This window comes from Kitasatospora sp. GP82 (genome assembly GCF_029892105.1).
Lineage (GTDB): Bacteria > Actinomycetota > Actinomycetes > Streptomycetales > Streptomycetaceae > Kitasatospora.
Genome location: NZ_JARZAJ010000022.1, coordinates 60,709 through 77,055 on the forward strand (window position 1 = coordinate 60,709; position 16,347 = coordinate 77,055).

General features: G+C 69.7%; 14 protein-coding genes and 1 pseudogene. 12 read left to right on the forward strand and 3 right to left on the reverse strand.

Translation table 11 applies throughout. The features are described from left to right. Positions 1-241: 241 nt before the first annotated feature. On the reverse strand, positions 242-1,042 hold the full coding sequence (gene lexA, locus P3T39_RS23275) for a transcriptional repressor LexA (RefSeq protein WP_280700724.1): 801 nt from the start codon (positions 1,040-1,042) through the stop codon (positions 242-244). Between the two features lie 422 nt (positions 1,043-1,464). Here lexA and nrdR point away from each other — a divergent pair, with 422 nt between their 5' ends. Further along, entirely contained in the window at positions 1,465-1,962 is a 498-nt protein-coding gene (gene nrdR, locus P3T39_RS23280) for a transcriptional regulator NrdR (RefSeq protein WP_280700583.1), read from the forward strand. A gap of 181 nt (positions 1,963-2,143) precedes the next feature. Beyond that, on the forward strand, positions 2,144-5,026 hold the full coding sequence (locus tag P3T39_RS23285; protein WP_280700588.1) for a vitamin B12-dependent ribonucleotide reductase: 2,883 nt from the start codon (positions 2,144-2,146) through the stop codon (positions 5,024-5,026). 168 nt (positions 5,027-5,194) lie between these two features. On the opposite strand, the gene P3T39_RS23290 is transcribed toward P3T39_RS23285, so the two are convergent. Both P3T39_RS23290 and P3T39_RS23295 read right to left on the reverse strand, forming a co-directional pair. Next, positions 5,195-5,401: a hypothetical protein gene (locus P3T39_RS23290; RefSeq protein WP_348534380.1), complete on the reverse strand. Its 207-nt coding sequence runs from the start codon at positions 5,399-5,401 to the stop codon at positions 5,195-5,197. 80 nt (positions 5,402-5,481) lie between these two features. Next, a pseudogene (locus P3T39_RS23295) lies at positions 5,482-5,958 on the reverse strand (MarR family transcriptional regulator); the annotation flags it as partial. Between the two features lie 88 nt (positions 5,959-6,046). Between P3T39_RS23295 and P3T39_RS23300 the strand changes: the two are divergent. From P3T39_RS23300 to P3T39_RS23345, 10 genes are all read left to right on the forward strand, one after another. Then, complete coding sequence (locus P3T39_RS23300) at positions 6,047-6,277, forward strand: RNA polymerase subunit sigma-70 (RefSeq protein ID WP_280700590.1); 231 nt, start codon at positions 6,047-6,049, stop codon at positions 6,275-6,277. A 346-nt stretch (positions 6,278-6,623) separates the two neighbouring features. Beyond that, the gene (locus P3T39_RS23305; RefSeq protein ID WP_280700591.1) at positions 6,624-8,450 is read left to right on the forward strand and encodes an ATP-binding protein; all 1,827 of its coding nucleotides are present in this window, start codon (positions 6,624-6,626) and stop codon (positions 8,448-8,450) included. Continuing rightward, positions 8,447-8,872: a roadblock/LC7 domain-containing protein gene (locus tag P3T39_RS23310; protein WP_280700593.1), complete on the forward strand. Its 426-nt coding sequence runs from the start codon at positions 8,447-8,449 to the stop codon at positions 8,870-8,872. Before P3T39_RS23305 ends, P3T39_RS23310 begins: the two co-directional genes overlap by 4 nt. Continuing rightward, a complete protein-coding gene (locus P3T39_RS23315; protein ID WP_280700595.1) occupies positions 8,869-9,237 on the forward strand; it encodes a DUF742 domain-containing protein in 369 nt (122 codons plus the stop codon). Before P3T39_RS23310 ends, P3T39_RS23315 begins: the two co-directional genes overlap by 4 nt. Beyond that, on the forward strand, positions 9,218-9,943 hold the full coding sequence (locus P3T39_RS23320) for an ATP/GTP-binding protein (RefSeq protein ID WP_280700597.1): 726 nt from the start codon (positions 9,218-9,220) through the stop codon (positions 9,941-9,943). The genes P3T39_RS23315 and P3T39_RS23320 overlap by 20 nt, the downstream gene beginning before the upstream one ends. Continuing rightward, complete coding sequence (locus P3T39_RS23325; protein ID WP_280700599.1) at positions 9,940-11,187, forward strand: cytochrome P450; 1,248 nt, start codon at positions 9,940-9,942, stop codon at positions 11,185-11,187. Before P3T39_RS23320 ends, P3T39_RS23325 begins: the two co-directional genes overlap by 4 nt. A gap of 96 nt (positions 11,188-11,283) precedes the next feature. Next, the gene (locus tag P3T39_RS23330; RefSeq protein WP_280700601.1) at positions 11,284-12,498 is read left to right on the forward strand and encodes a cytochrome P450; all 1,215 of its coding nucleotides are present in this window, start codon (positions 11,284-11,286) and stop codon (positions 12,496-12,498) included. Between the two features lie 269 nt (positions 12,499-12,767). Next, the gene (locus tag P3T39_RS23335) at positions 12,768-14,144 is read left to right on the forward strand and encodes an ABC transporter substrate-binding protein (RefSeq protein ID WP_280700602.1); all 1,377 of its coding nucleotides are present in this window, start codon (positions 12,768-12,770) and stop codon (positions 14,142-14,144) included. 208 nt (positions 14,145-14,352) lie between these two features. Beyond that, positions 14,353-15,354 (forward strand): sugar ABC transporter permease, encoded by a 1,002-nt coding sequence (locus tag P3T39_RS23340; RefSeq protein WP_280700603.1) that lies wholly within the window; start codon positions 14,353-14,355, stop codon positions 15,352-15,354. Beyond that, positions 15,351-16,316 (forward strand): carbohydrate ABC transporter permease, encoded by a 966-nt coding sequence (locus P3T39_RS23345; RefSeq protein ID WP_280700605.1) that lies wholly within the window; start codon positions 15,351-15,353, stop codon positions 16,314-16,316. The genes P3T39_RS23340 and P3T39_RS23345 overlap by 4 nt, the downstream gene beginning before the upstream one ends. Positions 16,317-16,347: the final 31 nt, after the last annotated feature.

Sequence of the window (16,347 nt, forward strand, 5' to 3'; positions counted from 1 at the left end):
GAAGGGGCTAGGGAGAACCAATAGGGGCGCGGGGCTCTGCTTGATCAACTGCGTGCGCGAGTCGGAAGGCCCCGGCGCCGCACCAGTCCTCCGGAGAGCAAGTTGCATCGCCCCACTGAGGGGTCACGAGGTGCAACTGGCCCACCGGGCCCGGCTGAAGGCGGTCACCTTCCGGTTTCACGCACGCAGTTGATCAAGCAGAGCCCCGCGCCCCTATTGGGTTACCCCTTGCTCTGAGGGGCTAGAGGCGGCGCAGGACGGCGACGACCTTGCCGAGGATGGTCGCGTTGTCGCCGGGGATGGGCTCGTAGGCCGGGTTGTGCGGCATCAGCCAGATCTTGCCGTCCTCGCGCTTGAGGCGCTTGACGGTGGCCTCGCCGTCGATCATCGCGGCCACGATGTCGCCGTTCTCGGCGACCGGCTGGCGGCGGACGGTGACCCAGTCGCCGTCGCAGATGGCGGCCTCGATCATCGAGTCCCCGCGTACGGTGAGCGCGAACAGCTCGCCCTCGCCGACGAGTTGACGGGGCAGCGGGAAGACGTCCTCGACCGTCTGCTCGGCCAGGATGGGGCCGCCGGCGGCGATCCGGCCGACCAGCGGCACGTACGAGGTGGAGGGCCGGCCGGCCGCCTCGGCGGTGTTCGGCCGGGCGACCTCGACGCCCCGGACCTCGTACGCCCGGGGGCGGTGCGGGTCGCGGCGGAGGAAGCCCTTGCGCTCCAGGGCCATCAGCTGGTGGGCGACGGAGGAGGTGCTGGAGAGGCCGACGGCCTGACCGATCTCACGCATGCTCGGGGGGTACCCGCGGCGCTGGACGGAATCCCGGATCACCTCGATCACCCGGCGCTGGCGCTCCGTCAGCCCGGCTTCGTCGGTGCGGATACCGGGGGGGCGGCCGGGGAGGGAGCGGGTGGGGGTGGCGGCACCCAGAGCGGCATCGGGGGCGACGGCGTGTTCGATCGCCTGGTCCGGGAGGCGGCCCGATCCGGCAGGACCGGTCAGGGCGGCACCCGCCAGACGCTGGTCTTCGCTACGGCTCATGCTGTGGTCCACGCTCTGCTGGTCCATGGTGCGCTCGGAACGCTCCTGCACCGGGATGGAGTTGCTCTTGGTTTCGACGGTGTTCATGGCGGCCCCTCTTCTCGACAGGCGTTCTCCCTCTTGTTCAGCTCAACTGGTGCACCTATCGAAAGGTTGCGCCAAACACACGTTCGAGTGAATTATTTAGCAGTCGGCTGACTCGATCAAGGCTTTGGGTGTACATCGAGTAAATGTTCGATGCCGGCAGTCTATTTCACCCTCGGCGAAGTTCTCGACTTGCGGTGACTCACAGCGGCGTGGCGAGCGTCAAGACCTAGATCTAGTGGCTAGTGTCCTCGCCTGGGCCCACAAGTTGTGGTCCACCCGCATCCATCGCGTAGAGTGTGTTGGTCTGCTGTCACGCCTGGGAGGGAGTCCTCGGGATGCATTGCCCCTTCTGCCGGCACCCTGACAGCCGGGTTGTGGACAGCCGCGCCAGCGACGACGGCAGTTCGATCCGCCGCCGCCGCCAGTGCCCGGATTGCGGTCGCCGCTTCACCACTGTGGAGACGGCCACCCTGATGGTCATCAAGCGCAGTGGTGTCACCGAACCTTTCTCCCGGGAGAAGGTCATCTCCGGCGTGCGCAAGGCATGCCAGGGCCGACCGGTCACCGAGGACGCGCTGGCCCAGCTCGGCCAGCGGGTCGAGGAGTGCGTGCGGGCCAGTGGCAGCGCCGAGCTTTCGACTCATGATGTGGGCCTGGCCATACTCGGCCCGCTCAAGGAGCTCGACGTGGTCGCGTACCTGAGGTTCGCCTCGGTCTACCGCGCCTTCGACGATCTCGAAGACTTCGAGGCCGCCATCGCGGAACTCCGCGCCGAGCGGCCCTTCAGTGCGGAGGACGGCGCAGCAGTGCCGTCGCCCGCCGCCGCGCCCTAGTACGGCCGGTGCACCAACCGGCCCATCGGGGCCGACGCGCGCCCGAAAACGGTGCGCAAAACAACACAAACCGTGCGCAAGCCGCCGACGTCTTCGGCTGCCCGCACACCAGGAAGAGCGAGCCAGCGATGCCCGGAAGCATCGGGGCATCCGGGGCGTTTGCCCAGGAGGAGGAGAAGAAGTGACAGACACGACGAGCGGTTCCGCACGCGGGTCGAAGTCCGAGAAGGCGGCGAAGGGTGCCGGCAAGGCTCCCAAGGGCGGCCTGCGGATCGAGCGCATCTACACCACCCCTGGCGTCCACCCCTATGACGAGGTCAGCTGGGAGCGGCGGGACGTCGTCATGACCAACTGGCGTGACGGGTCGATCAACTTCGAGCAGCGCGGCGTCGAGTTCCCCGACTTCTGGTCGGTCAACGCCGTGAACATCGTCACGTCCAAGTACTTCCGCGGCGCGGTCGGCACCCCGCAGCGCGAGTGGAGCCTCAAGCAGATCATCGACCGGGTGGTGCTCACCTACCGCGCCGCCGGTGAGAAGAACGGCTACTTCGCCTCCTCGGACGACGCCGAGATCTTCGAGCACGAGCTGACCCACGCCCTCCTCCACCAGGTGTTCAGCTTCAACTCGCCGGTCTGGTTCAACGTCGGCACCAAGCAGCCCCAGCAGGTCAGCGCCTGCTTCATCCTGGCCGTCGACGACTCCATGGAGTCGATCCTCGACTGGTACAAGGAAGAGGGCATGATCTTCAAGGGCGGCTCCGGCGCCGGCCTGAACCTCTCCCGCATCCGCTCCTCCAAGGAGCTGCTCTCCTCCGGCGGCAACGCGTCCGGTCCGGTCTCCTTCATGCGCGGCGCCGACGCCTCGGCCGGCACCATCAAGTCCGGTGGCGCCACCCGCCGCGCGGCCAAGATGGTCGTCCTGGACGTGGACCACCCGGACGTCGAGGCCTTCATCGAGACCAAGGTGAAGGAGGAGGAGAAGATCCGCGCCCTGCGCGACGCGGGCTTCGACATGGACCTCGGCGGCGACGACATCGCCTCCGTCCAGTACCAGAACGCCAACAACTCCGTCCGCGTCTCGGACGAGTTCATGACCGCGGTCGAGAACGGCACCGAGTTCGGCCTGCGCGCCCGGATGACCGGCGAGGTCATCGAGACCGTCGACGCCAAGAAGCTGTTCCGCAAGATGGCCGAGGCCGCCTGGGCCTGCGCCGACCCCGGCATCCAGTACGACTCGACCATCAACCACTGGCACACCTGCCCGGAGTCCGGCCGCATCAACGCGTCCAACCCCTGCTCCGAGTACATGCACCTGGACAACTCCAGCTGCAACCTCGCCTCGCTCAACCTCATGAAGTTCCTGCGCGAGGACGACAGCTTCGACGCCCAGACCTTCGCCAAGGTCGTCGAGCTGGTCATCACCGCGATGGACATCTCGATCTGCTTCGCCGACTTCCCGACCGAGAAGATCGGCGAGACCACCCGCGCCTACCGCCAGCTCGGCATCGGCTACGCCAACCTCGGCGCCCTGCTGATGGCCACCGGCCACGCGTACGACTCCGAGGGCGGCCGCGCCCTGGCCGGTTCCATCACCTCGCTGATGACCGGTACCGCCTACCGCCGTGGCGCCGAACTCGCCGGTGTGGTCGGCCCGTACGACGGCTACGCCCGCAACGCCGCTCCGCACCAGCAGGTCATGAAGCAGCACGCGGACGCCAACTCCGCCGCCCGCTCCTACGACGACCTGGACGCCCCCGTCTGGGCCGCCGCCACCGAGACCTGGCAGGACGTGCTGCGCATCGGTGCGCAGAACGGTTTCCGCAACGCCCAGGCTTCGGTGCTCGCTCCGACCGGCACCATCGGCCTGATGATGGACTGCGACACCACGGGCGTCGAGCCGGACCTGGCCCTGGTCAAGTTCAAGAAGCTCGTCGGCGGCGGCTCGATGCAGATCGTCAACGGCACCGTGCCGCGCGCCCTGCGACGCATGGGCTACCAGGACGAGCAGGTCGAGGCGGTCGTCGCCCACATCGCCGAGCACGGCAACGTGGTGGACGCCCCCGGCCTGAAGTCCGAGCACTACGAGGTGTTCGACTGCGCGATGGGTGAGCGCTCCATCTCGCCGATGGGCCACGTGCGGATGATGTCGGCGATCCAGCCGTGGATCTCCGGAGCCATCTCCAAGACGGTCAACATGCCGGAGAGCGCCACCGTCGAGGAGATCGAGGAGATCTACTTCGAGGCGTGGAAGCTGGGCGTCAAGGCGCTCGCGATCTACCGCGACAACTGCAAGGTCGGCCAGCCGCTTTCGGCCAAGTCCAAGACCCCCGCGGTCGAGGAGAAGGCCGCCGCCGAGCCGAAGGTCGAGAAGGTCGTCGAGTACCGTCCCGTCCGCAAGCGCCTCCCCAAGGGCCGCCCCGGCATCACCACGTCCTTCACGGTCGGCGGCGCCGAGGGCTACATGACGGCCAACTCCTACCCGGACGACGGCCTGGGCGAGGTCTTCCTGAAGATGTCCAAGCAGGGCTCGACCCTCGCGGGCATGATGGACGCCTTCTCCATCGCGGTCTCGGTCGGTATGCAGTACGGCGTGCCGCTGGAGACGTACGTCTCGAAGTTCACCAACATGCGCTTCGAGCCGGCCGGTCTGACCGACGACCCGGACGTGCGGATGGCGCAGTCCATCGTGGACTACATCTTCCGCCGCCTGGCGCTGGACTTCCTGCCCTTCGAGACCCGCTCCGCTCTGGGCATCCACTCCGTCGAGGAGCGCCAGCGGCACCTGGAGACCGGCTCCTACGAGCCGCTCGAGGCGGAGGACGTCGACGTGGAGGGCCTGGCCCAGTCCGCGCCGGTCGCCGCCAAGCCGGCCGTCCAGCAGCCGGTCGCCGAGAAGCCGAAGGCGACCACCCCGGCCAAGGCCCACAACTCCACCGAGCTGCTGGAGATCCAGCAGGGCCTCAACGCCGACGCGCCGCTCTGCTTCTCCTGCGGCACCAAGATGCGCCGCGCCGGCAGCTGCTACCTCTGCGAGGGCTGCGGCTCCACCAGCGGTTGCAGCTGATGAACACCACGGCGTCGGACGCGATGTCCGACGTGCGGCTCGCCGGTAGCTGAGCCGCTGCCCACGGAGGGCGTCGACCATTGGTCGGCGCCCTCCGTGGCGTTCACGGCCGATGCGGCGCAGTCGAGTCGACGACGCGGTGCCGACCGCCACCTGGGTGGTCGGGCCTCAGCCGGCCGCGGGGGCGGTTCGGACAGCGGAGCGACTCGGAGCCTGCGGCTGTCGCAGCACGGCGACGGTGAGGACGAAGGCGATGGCGATCAGGGCCGTGGCGACGCCGAAGGCGAGGTGGATGCCGTTGGTCAGGGCCGAGGGGGTGTTCTGACCGGTGGTCAGGAGGTGGTGGGTGCGGGAGTTGGCGAGAGTGGAGAGCACGGCGACGCCGAGTGCCCCGCCGATCTGCTGGGTGGTGTTGAAGAGGCCGGAGGCGACCCCGGCGTCCTCCGGTCCCGCGGCCGCCGCGCCCGCCGCACGGGCCGCTCGGGCTCGGCCGGTGTGGCGAGGTGCCCCTCGGTGAGTCGCAGCAGTGCGCGGGTGAAGACCTCGCGCTCCTCGGCGGGCAGGGCATCGAGTACTTCGCGGTGGACGCGGTCGGCGATCTGCGCTCCCTCGGCGACCGCGCGCTCGCCCTCCTCGGTGACCGAGACGATCCTGGCCCGGCGGTCGGTGGTCGATGGGCGGCGCTCGGCGAGTCCGGCCTTCTCCAGTTCGTCGACGGTGACGACCATCGTGGTCTTGTCGAGGTCGGAGAGCTCGGCCAGCTGGGCCTGGGTCCGCTCCTGCTCCTGTGCGTGATAGAGCACACAGAAGGCTCGCGGAGTGGTGCCGGCCTCGGCGAAGGCGGCTGCCATCTGGGTCGCCAGGACGTGGCTGGCGTGGGTCAGCAGATGGGAGAGGTCGGCGACCTCGCGTGCGGGCACATTCCTCGACATGCACCGAGCCTAACAAGTGCGACAGGTACTGGATTATCCGCTTGCCGACGACCTTCCGGACTTCCGGGTGTCAACCTAGGTTGACGGCATGAGCGAGACGAAGCAGCTGGCGGCAGACGCGAGCAGCCGGGATCCGGCGGTCGGACTGCGGGCAGTCCGGGCCCTGCGGGACCTGGCGGACCGGCTGGAGGATCTCCGGGTCGGGAATGCGCGGGGGTCGGGCTGGTCCTGGCAGGAGATCGCGGCCTGTCCCGGAGTCAGCCGGCAGGCGGTGCACAAGAAGTGCGCCCGGCGGGGTTTCGGGACCGGAGAGGACTGAGGATGTTCGAGCGGTCCAGTGAAGGGCCGCGCCGGACGGTGGTCCTGGGACGGCGCGGCACTCGCGGCGATCGGGGCCGACCTGGACGCCGTCCGGGGGTGGTGGAGGCGGCCTGGTACCGCTTCGGGGAGCGCTCCGACAAGTAGTGGGCGCCGGGCTGTGCGGATGCGGAGCGTCAGTGTCCGATACGGATCGTCAACTGACCGTTGAGCATAAGGGATGAATGGATATGATCTGTTGACCGCGTGTACTTGATAAAAGCCCTGCGCTCGCTGTCCAGCGAGTCCCGGGCGGTGCCGCGTTGTCGCTTGGCCCACGCTGACGCCCGCCCCCGAGGATCAGGTTGATGAGAGCTCGCACGCGCTTCTATCGCGTGGCGCAACCACGCCCGAACGGCAGGACCGTGTTCTGGGCGGTCGCCGGGATCCTGGTGGGTGCGGGCGCCGGTGTCGCCGCCGTCGTCCTCGCCTCGACCGCGCAGCGGTCGGCCGTCGCGGCGACCGTGGCCGGCGGCCTGGTGCTGTGGTCGGCCCTGGTCGTCGTGGCGTGCCGGCAGGCCGAGCGCTCCCGGCGGATGCGCGAGGAACTGACCACCGCCCGCTACGAGCTGACGGACACACGGTCCAAGGCCACCGCGCTGCAGTCGGATCTCTCGGCGACGCACGCGGCCGCGGCAGCTCTGCGAACGGCCCTCACCACGGCCCAGACCGAGTGCGAGTCCGCCCGCGCCGAACTGGCCGGGGCCCGTACGGCCCTCGCGGAGATCCGGGCAGAGGCGACGGCCCTGCGCGAGCGGAGCGAGAGCGAGATCGCGGCCCTGCGCGAGCAGACCGAGGCCGCCGACCGGGACCGGGCGGATCTCGACCGGCTCAGCTGCGAGGTCCTGCCCGAGGTGGTCTCCCGGCTGCGCTCAGGCAGTTCGGTGGACTCGGTACTCGCGCCCCACGCAGCCCTGCCGCATGCCGGACTGCTGCGTACGGTGGCCGAGGAGGTCGGCCGGGGCGAGCGCCAGCGGGCGGCCGCGCTCGCGGTCTGCGCCACGGCGGCCGGGCGAGTACAGGCGCTGGCCACCAGCATGCACGCCGAGCTGCGCGAGATGCAGCACCAGCACGGCGAGGACGTGCTCGGCGACCTGCTCGGCCTGGACCACTCCACCGCCCAGATCGGTCGGATGGCGGACGGTATCGCGGTGCTGACCGGTGCCCGTTCCGGACGGCGCTGGACCAAGCCGATCGGCGTCGAGTCGATCCTGCGCGGTGCGCTCGGGCGGATCGGCGCGTACCAGCGGGTGCGGCTGCACTCCGCCAGCACGGCGGCGGTCGCCGGTTTCGCGGCCGAGGGCGTGATGCACGCGCTGGCCGAACTGCTCGACAACGCCGCCAACTTCTCGGCTCCGCCGGCCGAGGTGCACGTGTATGTCGAGGAGGTCCACTCCGGACTGGTGATCACCGTCGAGGACGGCGGTCTCGGTCTGAGCGAGAGCTGGCTGCGCCGCGCCGAACAGGCCGTCTCCGCCGCTCCGTTGGACCTCACCACGCTCTCCGCCGGTACCCGTCTCGGCCTTGCCGTGGTCGGTTCGCTGGCCCGCAAGCACGGTCTCTCGATCTCCTTCCGGCCGTCCGCACGGGGCGGCACCGGTGTGGTCATGCTGATCCCCGAGCGGCTGGTGACCCACCCCACGCCCGCCGTCAGCCGGGCCCTCGCGGCCGCCCGTACGGGTGCCCCCGAGGCGCCGCAGGGCCGCGGTGAGCACCTCCGCGCCGGGAACGTCCGTGCCGAGCAGGCCAGGCCGGAGCAGCTCCGTGCCGAACGGGTGCGACCCGCGCTGGAGCCGAGCCGTTCGCGGTCCGGCCTCTCCCCGGCCGTGCGACCGGAGCCCGGCCGCACGGAACCGGGGACAGCCCGGACCGCCGGTGAGGCGGAGCCGGCGACCGCAGCCGGGCCCGCCACGGGCGCCGGCGGTCTGCCGCAGCGCCGCCGGGGCCAGACCCTTGCGGCCGCCCAGCCGTCCGCGCCCGCTCGGACCTCCGCCCAGCCGTCCGCGCCGGCGCTGTCGGCGCAGCCCGTACGAGCCGACGCGGCCGTCTCCGCGGCCCGGTTCGGCGCCTTCCGCAAGGCCCTCCAGCAGGGGCCCGCCACTACCGACGCCCTCCCGAAGGATGACTCCCGATGAGCAGCAGCACCGACCGCGACCTCGACTGGCTGTTGGAGAACCTGCTGACCGGCACGCCCGGAGCCCGGCACGCGCTGGTGCTCTCGGCCGACGGCCTCAAGCTCTGCCACACCGCCGGTCTGAGCGTCGACCAGGCCGACCAGCTGTCGGCGATCGCCTCCGGGATGCAGAGCCTGGCGCACGGCGCGTCGATCGAGTTCGGTGACGGCAGCGGCGGGGTCCGGCAGTCGATGACCGAGTTCCACGGCGGGATCCTGTGCATCGTGGCAGCCGGTCAGGGTGCACACCTGGCCGTGGTGACCGACGACGACGCGGACGTGGGTGTGGTCGGCCACAACATGCACGGTCTGATCGAGCAGATCGGCACCCTGCTGAGCTCGCCGCCCCGGACGGCCGGGACCGGGATAGGGGCCGGGGTGTGACGGCGCTCCCGGGACTGCCGGGTCGCGACGAGGACCCGGATCGGCTCTACACCGTCACCCGGGGCCGCAGCCGCCCGCCGGAGCACGCCTTCGACCTGGTCACCCTGATCGTCAGCGAGCAGCAGCCGGTGCCCGGGATGCAGTCCGAGCACGCCCGGATCCTCGCGCTGTGCGAGACCCCGACGGCCGTTGTGGAGATCGCGGCCGAGCTGGCCCTGCCGGTGAGCATCGTCAAGATCCTGCTCGGCGACCTGCTGGAGACGCACCGGATCACCGCCCGGCATCCCCGGTTCGCCCCCACCAAGGCCCGGCTGCCCGACCTCGACACGCTGAAGCAGGTGCTGCATGGACTCCAACAGCTCTGACACCGACGTCCTGCCGGCCAGAGCCCCGCGCGGCATCGCCCCGCTGCGCAGTACGGCCGAGAACGGTCTGAAGATCGTCGTGGTGGGCGGCTTCGGCGTGGGCAAGACCACCCTGGTCGGGGCGGTGAGCGAGATCCGTCCGCTCACCACCGAGGAGACGATGACCAAGGCGGGCGAGGGCATCGACGACCTGTCCGGGATCCAGGGCAAGCGCTCGACCACGGTGGCCTTCGACTTCGGCCGGATCACGCTCAACGACCGGAATGTGCTCTACCTGTTCGGCGCCCCGGGCCAGGAGCGCTTCTGGTTCCTCTGGGACCGCCTGTTCAGCGGTGCGCTGGGTGCGGTGGTGCTGGTGGACACCCGGCGCCTGGAGGAGTCCTGGTACGCGATCGACCGGCTTGAGCACCACGGCACGCCCTTCATCGTGGCCCGCAACAACTTCGCCGACCCCGAGCACACGCTGCAGGAGGTGCGGGCGGCGCTGGACCTCCCGGACGAGGTGCCGCTGGTGGACTGCGACGCCCGGGACCGGGAGTCCAGCAAGCAGGTGCTGATCGAGCTCGTCCGCTATCTGCACCGTCTGGCCGAGGCCGAAGGCCCGCTGCCGTTGGGCGTCGATTCCGGCGCCGAGACTGCTGCCGTATCCGCCGCCGTACCCGCCGTTGCAACCGCCGAGTTCCGCGTAGAGGAGAGCACCCCGTGACCGAGCCCGCGATCACCCCGCCGTCGGGCTGCCCGGCGCACACGAACGCGGCACTGCTGTACGGGCCCCGTTTCCAGACCGATCCGGGACAGCTCTACCAGGAGCTGCGTGAGGCCCATGGTCCGGTCGCCCCGGTCGAGTTGGCGGGCGGAGTGCCGGCCTGGCTGGTGATCGGCTACCGCGAGCTCCAGCTGGTGACCAGCCAGCCCAAGGTCTTCGGCCGCGACTCGACCCGCTGGAACATGTGGCCGCAGATCCCCGAGGACTGGCCGCTGAAGCCGATGATGGCCCCGGCGCCCTCGCTCCTCTACACCGAGGGCGATGAGCACCAGCGCCGCAAGTCCGCGGTGACGGACGCCCTCGCCGGGGTGGACCCGTACGAGCTGAAGAAGCACTGCGAGGAGATCGCCGACGGGCTGATCGACGAGTTCGCCGGCCGTGGCGAGGCGGATCTGGTCGCGGAGTACGCACACCGGCTGCCGCTGCTGGTGCTCTGCCGCCTGTTCGGGCTGGGCGAGGACGAGGCGCCGGTGCTGATCAGCGGCCTGCTCGCGATGCTGGACGGCGGCGCCGACGCGCTCGCCGGGGCGCAGCGGCTGCTGGACAGCATGCTGCGGCTGGTCCGGGCCAAGCGCGAGCGTCCCGGCGCGGATGTCACCTCGCGACTGCTGGCCCACGAGGCCGGACTGAGCGACGAGGAGGTCATGCGCGACATGCGGGTGATCCTGATCGCCGGTCACCAGCCCAGCGCCTACTGGATCGCCAACGCGCTGCGGCTGATGCTGACCGACGAGCGTTTCGCCGCCTCGCTCTCCGGCGGTCGGCGCAGTGTCAGCCAGGCGCTCTCCGAGGCGCTCTGGGAGGACACCCCGACGCAGATCTTCGCGGGTCGCTGGGCGACCAGGGACACCCAGCTCGGCGGCCAGCGGATCGCGGCCGGGGACATGGTGCTGCTCGGTATCGCCGGGGCCAACGCGGACCCGTCCGTCCGCCAGGAGAGCGGCGTCCCGGCGGAGGGCAACCGGGCGTACATGAGCTTCTCGTACGGCCCGCACAGCTGCCCGTTCCCGGCGCAGGAGGCGGCCGAGGTGATCGCCTCCACGGCGATCGAGGTACTGCTCGACCGGCTGCCGGACCTCCGGCTGGCGGCGGCCGAGAGCGCACTGGTCTGGCGTCCGTCCGCCTGGGTCCGGGCACTTGTGGCACTGCCGGTCGCCTTCACCCCGGGCCACGCGCTCGGTTGAGGCTTGTGGCCGTGCGGCTGAGCAGAGCCCCGTGCCCCTGAGGGAGACCGCCCGACCCGCCTGCTGCCGAGGAATGCCTACCTGAGGAGAGACCGGATGACCGCCCCGATAGTGATGGACCCGCTGGCCCGCGACAACGCCGCCGAGGGCGCCCTGCTGCGTGCGGCAGGCCCGGTGGTGCCCGTGGAGCTGATGGGCGGAGTGCGGGGGTGGGCGGTCGCCCGGCATACTGCCGCGCGCGAGCTGCTGACGGATCATCGGCTGGTGAAGAGCGCCGAGCACTGGGCGGCCTTCCAGCGCGGGGAGGTCCCGAAGACCTGGCCGCTGATCGGCCTGGCGGTGCCTGGCCGGAGCATGGTGACCACGGACGGCCCGGAGCACCGACGGCTGCGCGCGCTGGTGGCGCAGGCGTTCACGCCCCGTCGGGTGGAGCTGATGCGCCCGGCCGTGGAGAAGATCACCGCCGAACTGCTCGACCGGCTGGCCGAGTCCGGCCCGGTGGTCGACCTGAAGACCGCCTTTGCCTTCCCGCTGCCGATGACCGTGATCGGTTCGCTGCTCGGGGTGCCGGAGGCGGATCACGCCTATGTGCGTGAGCTGTACGAGCGGTTCTTCAGCAGCGTCAAGGACCCGGCGCAGGTGCAGCAGACGATCACAGCCCTCAACGCCTTTGTCGCCGGCCTGGTCGCCAAGCGCCGCGCGGAGCCGGGGGACGACCTGGCGAGTGCGCTGCTGGCCGCCGACACGCTCGACGGAGCCGACGGCGGGGCGCTCACCGACGAGGAGGCGGCTGCCACCCTGCGGGTGATCATCGCGGCGGGCCACGAGACCACCGTCAATCTGATCGTCAACGCGGTGCGCGCGCTGCTGACCCACCCCGACCAGCTGGCCCTGGTCCGCTCGGGCGAGGTGGAGTGGGCGGCGGTGGTCGAGGAGTCGCTCCGCTGGACGCCGCCGACCAGCAACTTCCTCTTCCGTTTCGCCAGCGAGGACATCGCCTACGAGGATGCGGTGATCCCCGAGGGCGATGCGGTACTGATCTCGTACAACGCGATCGGGCGGGATCCGGCGCAGCACGGCATCACCGCCGAGATCTTCGACCTCACCCGGGATCCGGCGCGCCACCTCTCCTTCGGGCACGGTCCGCATGTCTGCCCGGGGGCACCGTTGGCCAGGCTGGAGGCGGCGACGGCCCTCCGGGCGCTGTTCGAGCGCTTCCCCGGGATCCGACTGGCGGTCGAGGACGGCGAGTTGCAGCCGAACCCGTCGATGGTGGTGAACAGTCTGCGCGAGCTTCCGGTCAGGCTCTGACCGGAAGCTCCCGCAGAGCGGGTGCGCGGGGGCCGGCCGGCGGCCGATCCCCAGCACGGCGCGGTCACAAACGTGGCACTGGCGGATGAAGGTCGAACGCACACCTTGGCGCCGGGTGACCAGTGGGTTAACGTCTTCAAGCCAGCTCCGGCTGGCTCCCTGTCGATCTCCGGTTCAGCGCAGCGTCGTTCTCTCTCACTGCTGGCATGTCGTGCCCTGGCAAGGAGGACCGCAATGACCCTCACCCTGATCGCCACCGTAGGCCGCCGATGACCCGGAAGCCTCGGCCTGCCCCGTTCCGCCGTCGTCTGCTTGCCGTCCCGGCCGTCCTCGCGCTGGTGCTCGCTGCCGCCTGCTCCAACAGCTCATCGGGTTCGAAAGGTGGCGGCCAGGCCGCCGGGCCCCTGACCGGTGACTGTTCCAAGTATCAGGCGTACGCCGGGCATTCGGGCACCAAGGTCACCATGTACGCCTCGATCCTCAGCCCGGAGTCGGACTCACTGGAGAAGTCCTGGGCCGAGTTCAGTACTTGTACGGGCATCAAGATCTCGTACGAGGGCTCCAATGACTTCGAGTCCCAGCTCCAGGTACGGGTGACCGGCGGAAACGCCCCGGACTTCGCGATCATCCCGCAGCCGGGGCTGCTCGCCCAGATGGTGAAGAGCGGAAAGGCCGTGAAGCCACCCGCCCAGACCGTGGCCAACGAGGACAAGTGGAACCCGGTCTGGAAGACGTACGGCTCGGTCAACGGCACCTTCTATGCGGCGCCGATGAGCGCCAATATGAAGTCGCTGGTCTGGTACTCGCCCAAGGCCTTCCAGCAGGCGGGCTATCAGGTGCCGCAGACCTGGGCCGATCTGATGGCGCTCAGCGACAGGATCGCCAAGGCCGGCAGCGGCAAGCCCTGGTGCGGCGGCATCGGTTCGGGCACCGCCACCGGCTGGCCGGCCACCGACTGGCTGGAGGAGGCCGTCCTCGGGTCCTACGGCGGTGACGTCTACGACCAGTGGGTCGGCCATCAGGTTAAGTTCAGCGACCCGAAGATCATCGCGGCCATGCAGACGGTGGCCGGCTGGATGCAGAATCCGGCCTGGGTGAACGGCGGCATCGGCGATGTGAAGTCGATCGCCACCACCACCTTCCAGGACGCCGGGACGCCGATCCTGACCGGCAAGTGCTGGATGCTGCAGCAGGCATCCTTCTACCAGGCGCAGTGGCCCAAGGACACGAAGATCGGGCCGGACGGCGATGTCTTCGCCTTCCACCTCCCGGCTGTGAACCCGGCGGTGACCAACCCGGTAGAGGGCGGCGGGGAGTTCCTCACGGCGTTCTCCGGCCGGCCCGAGGTGCAGGCGGTGCAGAACTACCTCTCCAGCTCGGACTGGGCGAGCAGCCGGGTGAAGGTCTCCACCGGCTGGGTCTCCGCCAACCAGGGCGTGGACAAGAGCCTCTACACCGACCCGATCGACAAGCTCTCCGCCGAGGCGCTCACCGATCCGGCCGCGACCTTCCGCTTCGATGCCTCGGACCTGATGCCCGCTGCCGTGGGCGCCGCGCAGGAGTGGAAGTCGCTCACCGCGTGGTTCGCCCAAGGCCAAGCCATCCCGAAGGTGGCGGCTGATATCGACGCGGCCTGGCCGCAGTAGACAGTCGCCCGGAGCGGCACGGGACCACCCGCCCGTGCCGCCCGTCTCTTCGCCCCGCTTCTTCCGCCTGCCCTTTCCACCCGTCCCCTCGGTCTGTCCTCTCCGCCTGTCCTTTCCGCCTGTCCTTTCCGCCTGTCCTTTCCGCCTGTCCTTTCTGCATCCGGGCTCCGGGCTCCGGGCTCCGGGCTCCGGGGGAAGGAATACCCGTATGCGCACGGCCCAGTTGGCCGACTCGGCGTGGATCGACACCGCCATCAAACTCGGCAACAGCCTCGGAGCCATCGCCGCATTCCTGGCCATCCTGCTGGTGGTCTTCCTGGCCGCGGGGCTGGCCGCCGGCCGGTTCCAACGCCCGCTGGCCGTCCTGGTCTTCCTCGGCCCGGCGATCGTCCTGCTGATCGTCGGCCTGGTGGCCCCGCTGATCCGCACGGTATACCTCAGCTTCTACAACGCCGACAGCACCCGCTTCATCGGCGGGAAGAACTACGGCTGGGCGCTGACCACCGACTCCATCCACCAGGTGCTGCTCAACACGGCGCTCTGGCTGGTGATCGCACCGCTGGCGGCCACCGCGCTGGGTCTGGTACTGGCGTTGCTCGTCGAGCGGATGAAGCATCAGGCGGTCTACAAGTCACTGATCTTCATGCCGATGGCGGTCTCACTGGTCGGCGCGGGCATCATCTGGAAGTTCGTCTACGAGGCCCGGGACTCCTCCCAGCAGCAGGTCGGCCTGCTCAGCCAACTGGCCGTCAGCCTGGGCTGGCAGCACCCGCCGAACTGGATCCTCTCCCACCCGCTGAACAACTTCCTGCTGATGGCCGTCATGGTCTGGGTCCAGACCGGCTTCGCCATGGTGGTGCTCTCGGCCGCGATCAAGGCGATACCGGACGAAGTCACCGAGGCGGCCCGGCTGGACGGAGCGCGCGGGCTGAAGCTGTTCTGGTTCGTCACCGTGCCGATGATCCGCACCACGCTGGTGGTGGTGCTCACCACCGTCATGATCACCACACTGAAGGCATTCGACATCATCCGCACCATGACCGGTGGCAACTTCGGCACCCAGGTGCTGGCCAACGAGATGTACTCGCAGTCCTTCGAGCAGTACAACATCGGCCGGGGCAGCACGCTTGCGGTGATCCTGTTCCTCGCCGTCCTCCCGCTGGTGGCCTACAACATCGTCCAGCTGCGCAAGGAGCGTGGGACCCGATGAGCGATACGGCCGTGTCATCCGCCGGGCCCACCCGGCCCGCGCAACCCGCCGCGCGGCCCGGTGCGGAGGCCGTGCGCAGGTCCTTCAGCAGTCCGCTGGCGTCGGTCTTCGTGATCGCCGTGACGGTGCTCTGGACGATCCCCACCTTCGGCCTGCTGGCCACCTCGCTCCGTCCCAAGGAGGCGGTGGCGACCACGGGTTGGTGGGAGATGTTCGTCCACCCCGATCTGATCCTCTCCAACTACCACACCGTGCTCTTCGAGGGCAGCTTCGGCGTCAGCGGCGGGTTGATGCCCTACCTGGTCAACTCGCTGGCCATCAGCGTCCCGGCCACCGTCTTCCCGCTGGTGCTGGCGTCGATGGCCGCTTACGCACTGGCCTGGGTGCGCTTCAAGGGCAGCGACACCGTCTTCTTCGTGATCTTCGCGCTTCAGGTGGTGCCGCTGCAGATGGCGCTGATCCCACTGCTCCAACTCTTCTCGGGCGGTGCCCATCTGGGCGGTGCGACCATCCTTCCGGCCTTCGACCTGAGCGGCACCTATGTGCCGGTCTGGCTGGCGCACACCATGTTCGCGCTTCCGCTGGCCACCTTTCTGCTGCACAACTTCATCTCGCAGCTGCCGCGCGACCTGATGGAGGCGGCAGTGGTCGACGGGGCGTCGCACTTCAGGATCTTCTGGTCGATCGTGCTGCCGCTCTGCACGCCCGCGTTGGCCTCGTTCGCGATCTTCCAGTTCCTCTGGGTCTGGAACGACCTGCTGGTCGCGCTCACCTTCGCCGGCGGCAATCCGGACGTCGCGCCGATGACCGCACGGCTGGCCCAGCTGTCCGGCTCCTTCGGTGGACGGTGGGAACTGCTCACGGCTGGAGCGTTCCTCTCGCTGATCGTCCCGCTGGTCGTCTTCTTCAGCCTCCAGCGCTATTTCGTGCGAGGACTGCTGGCCGGATCGGTCAAGGGCTGAGCCGTCCGCGCAGGGCCGGGAACCGGGCGGC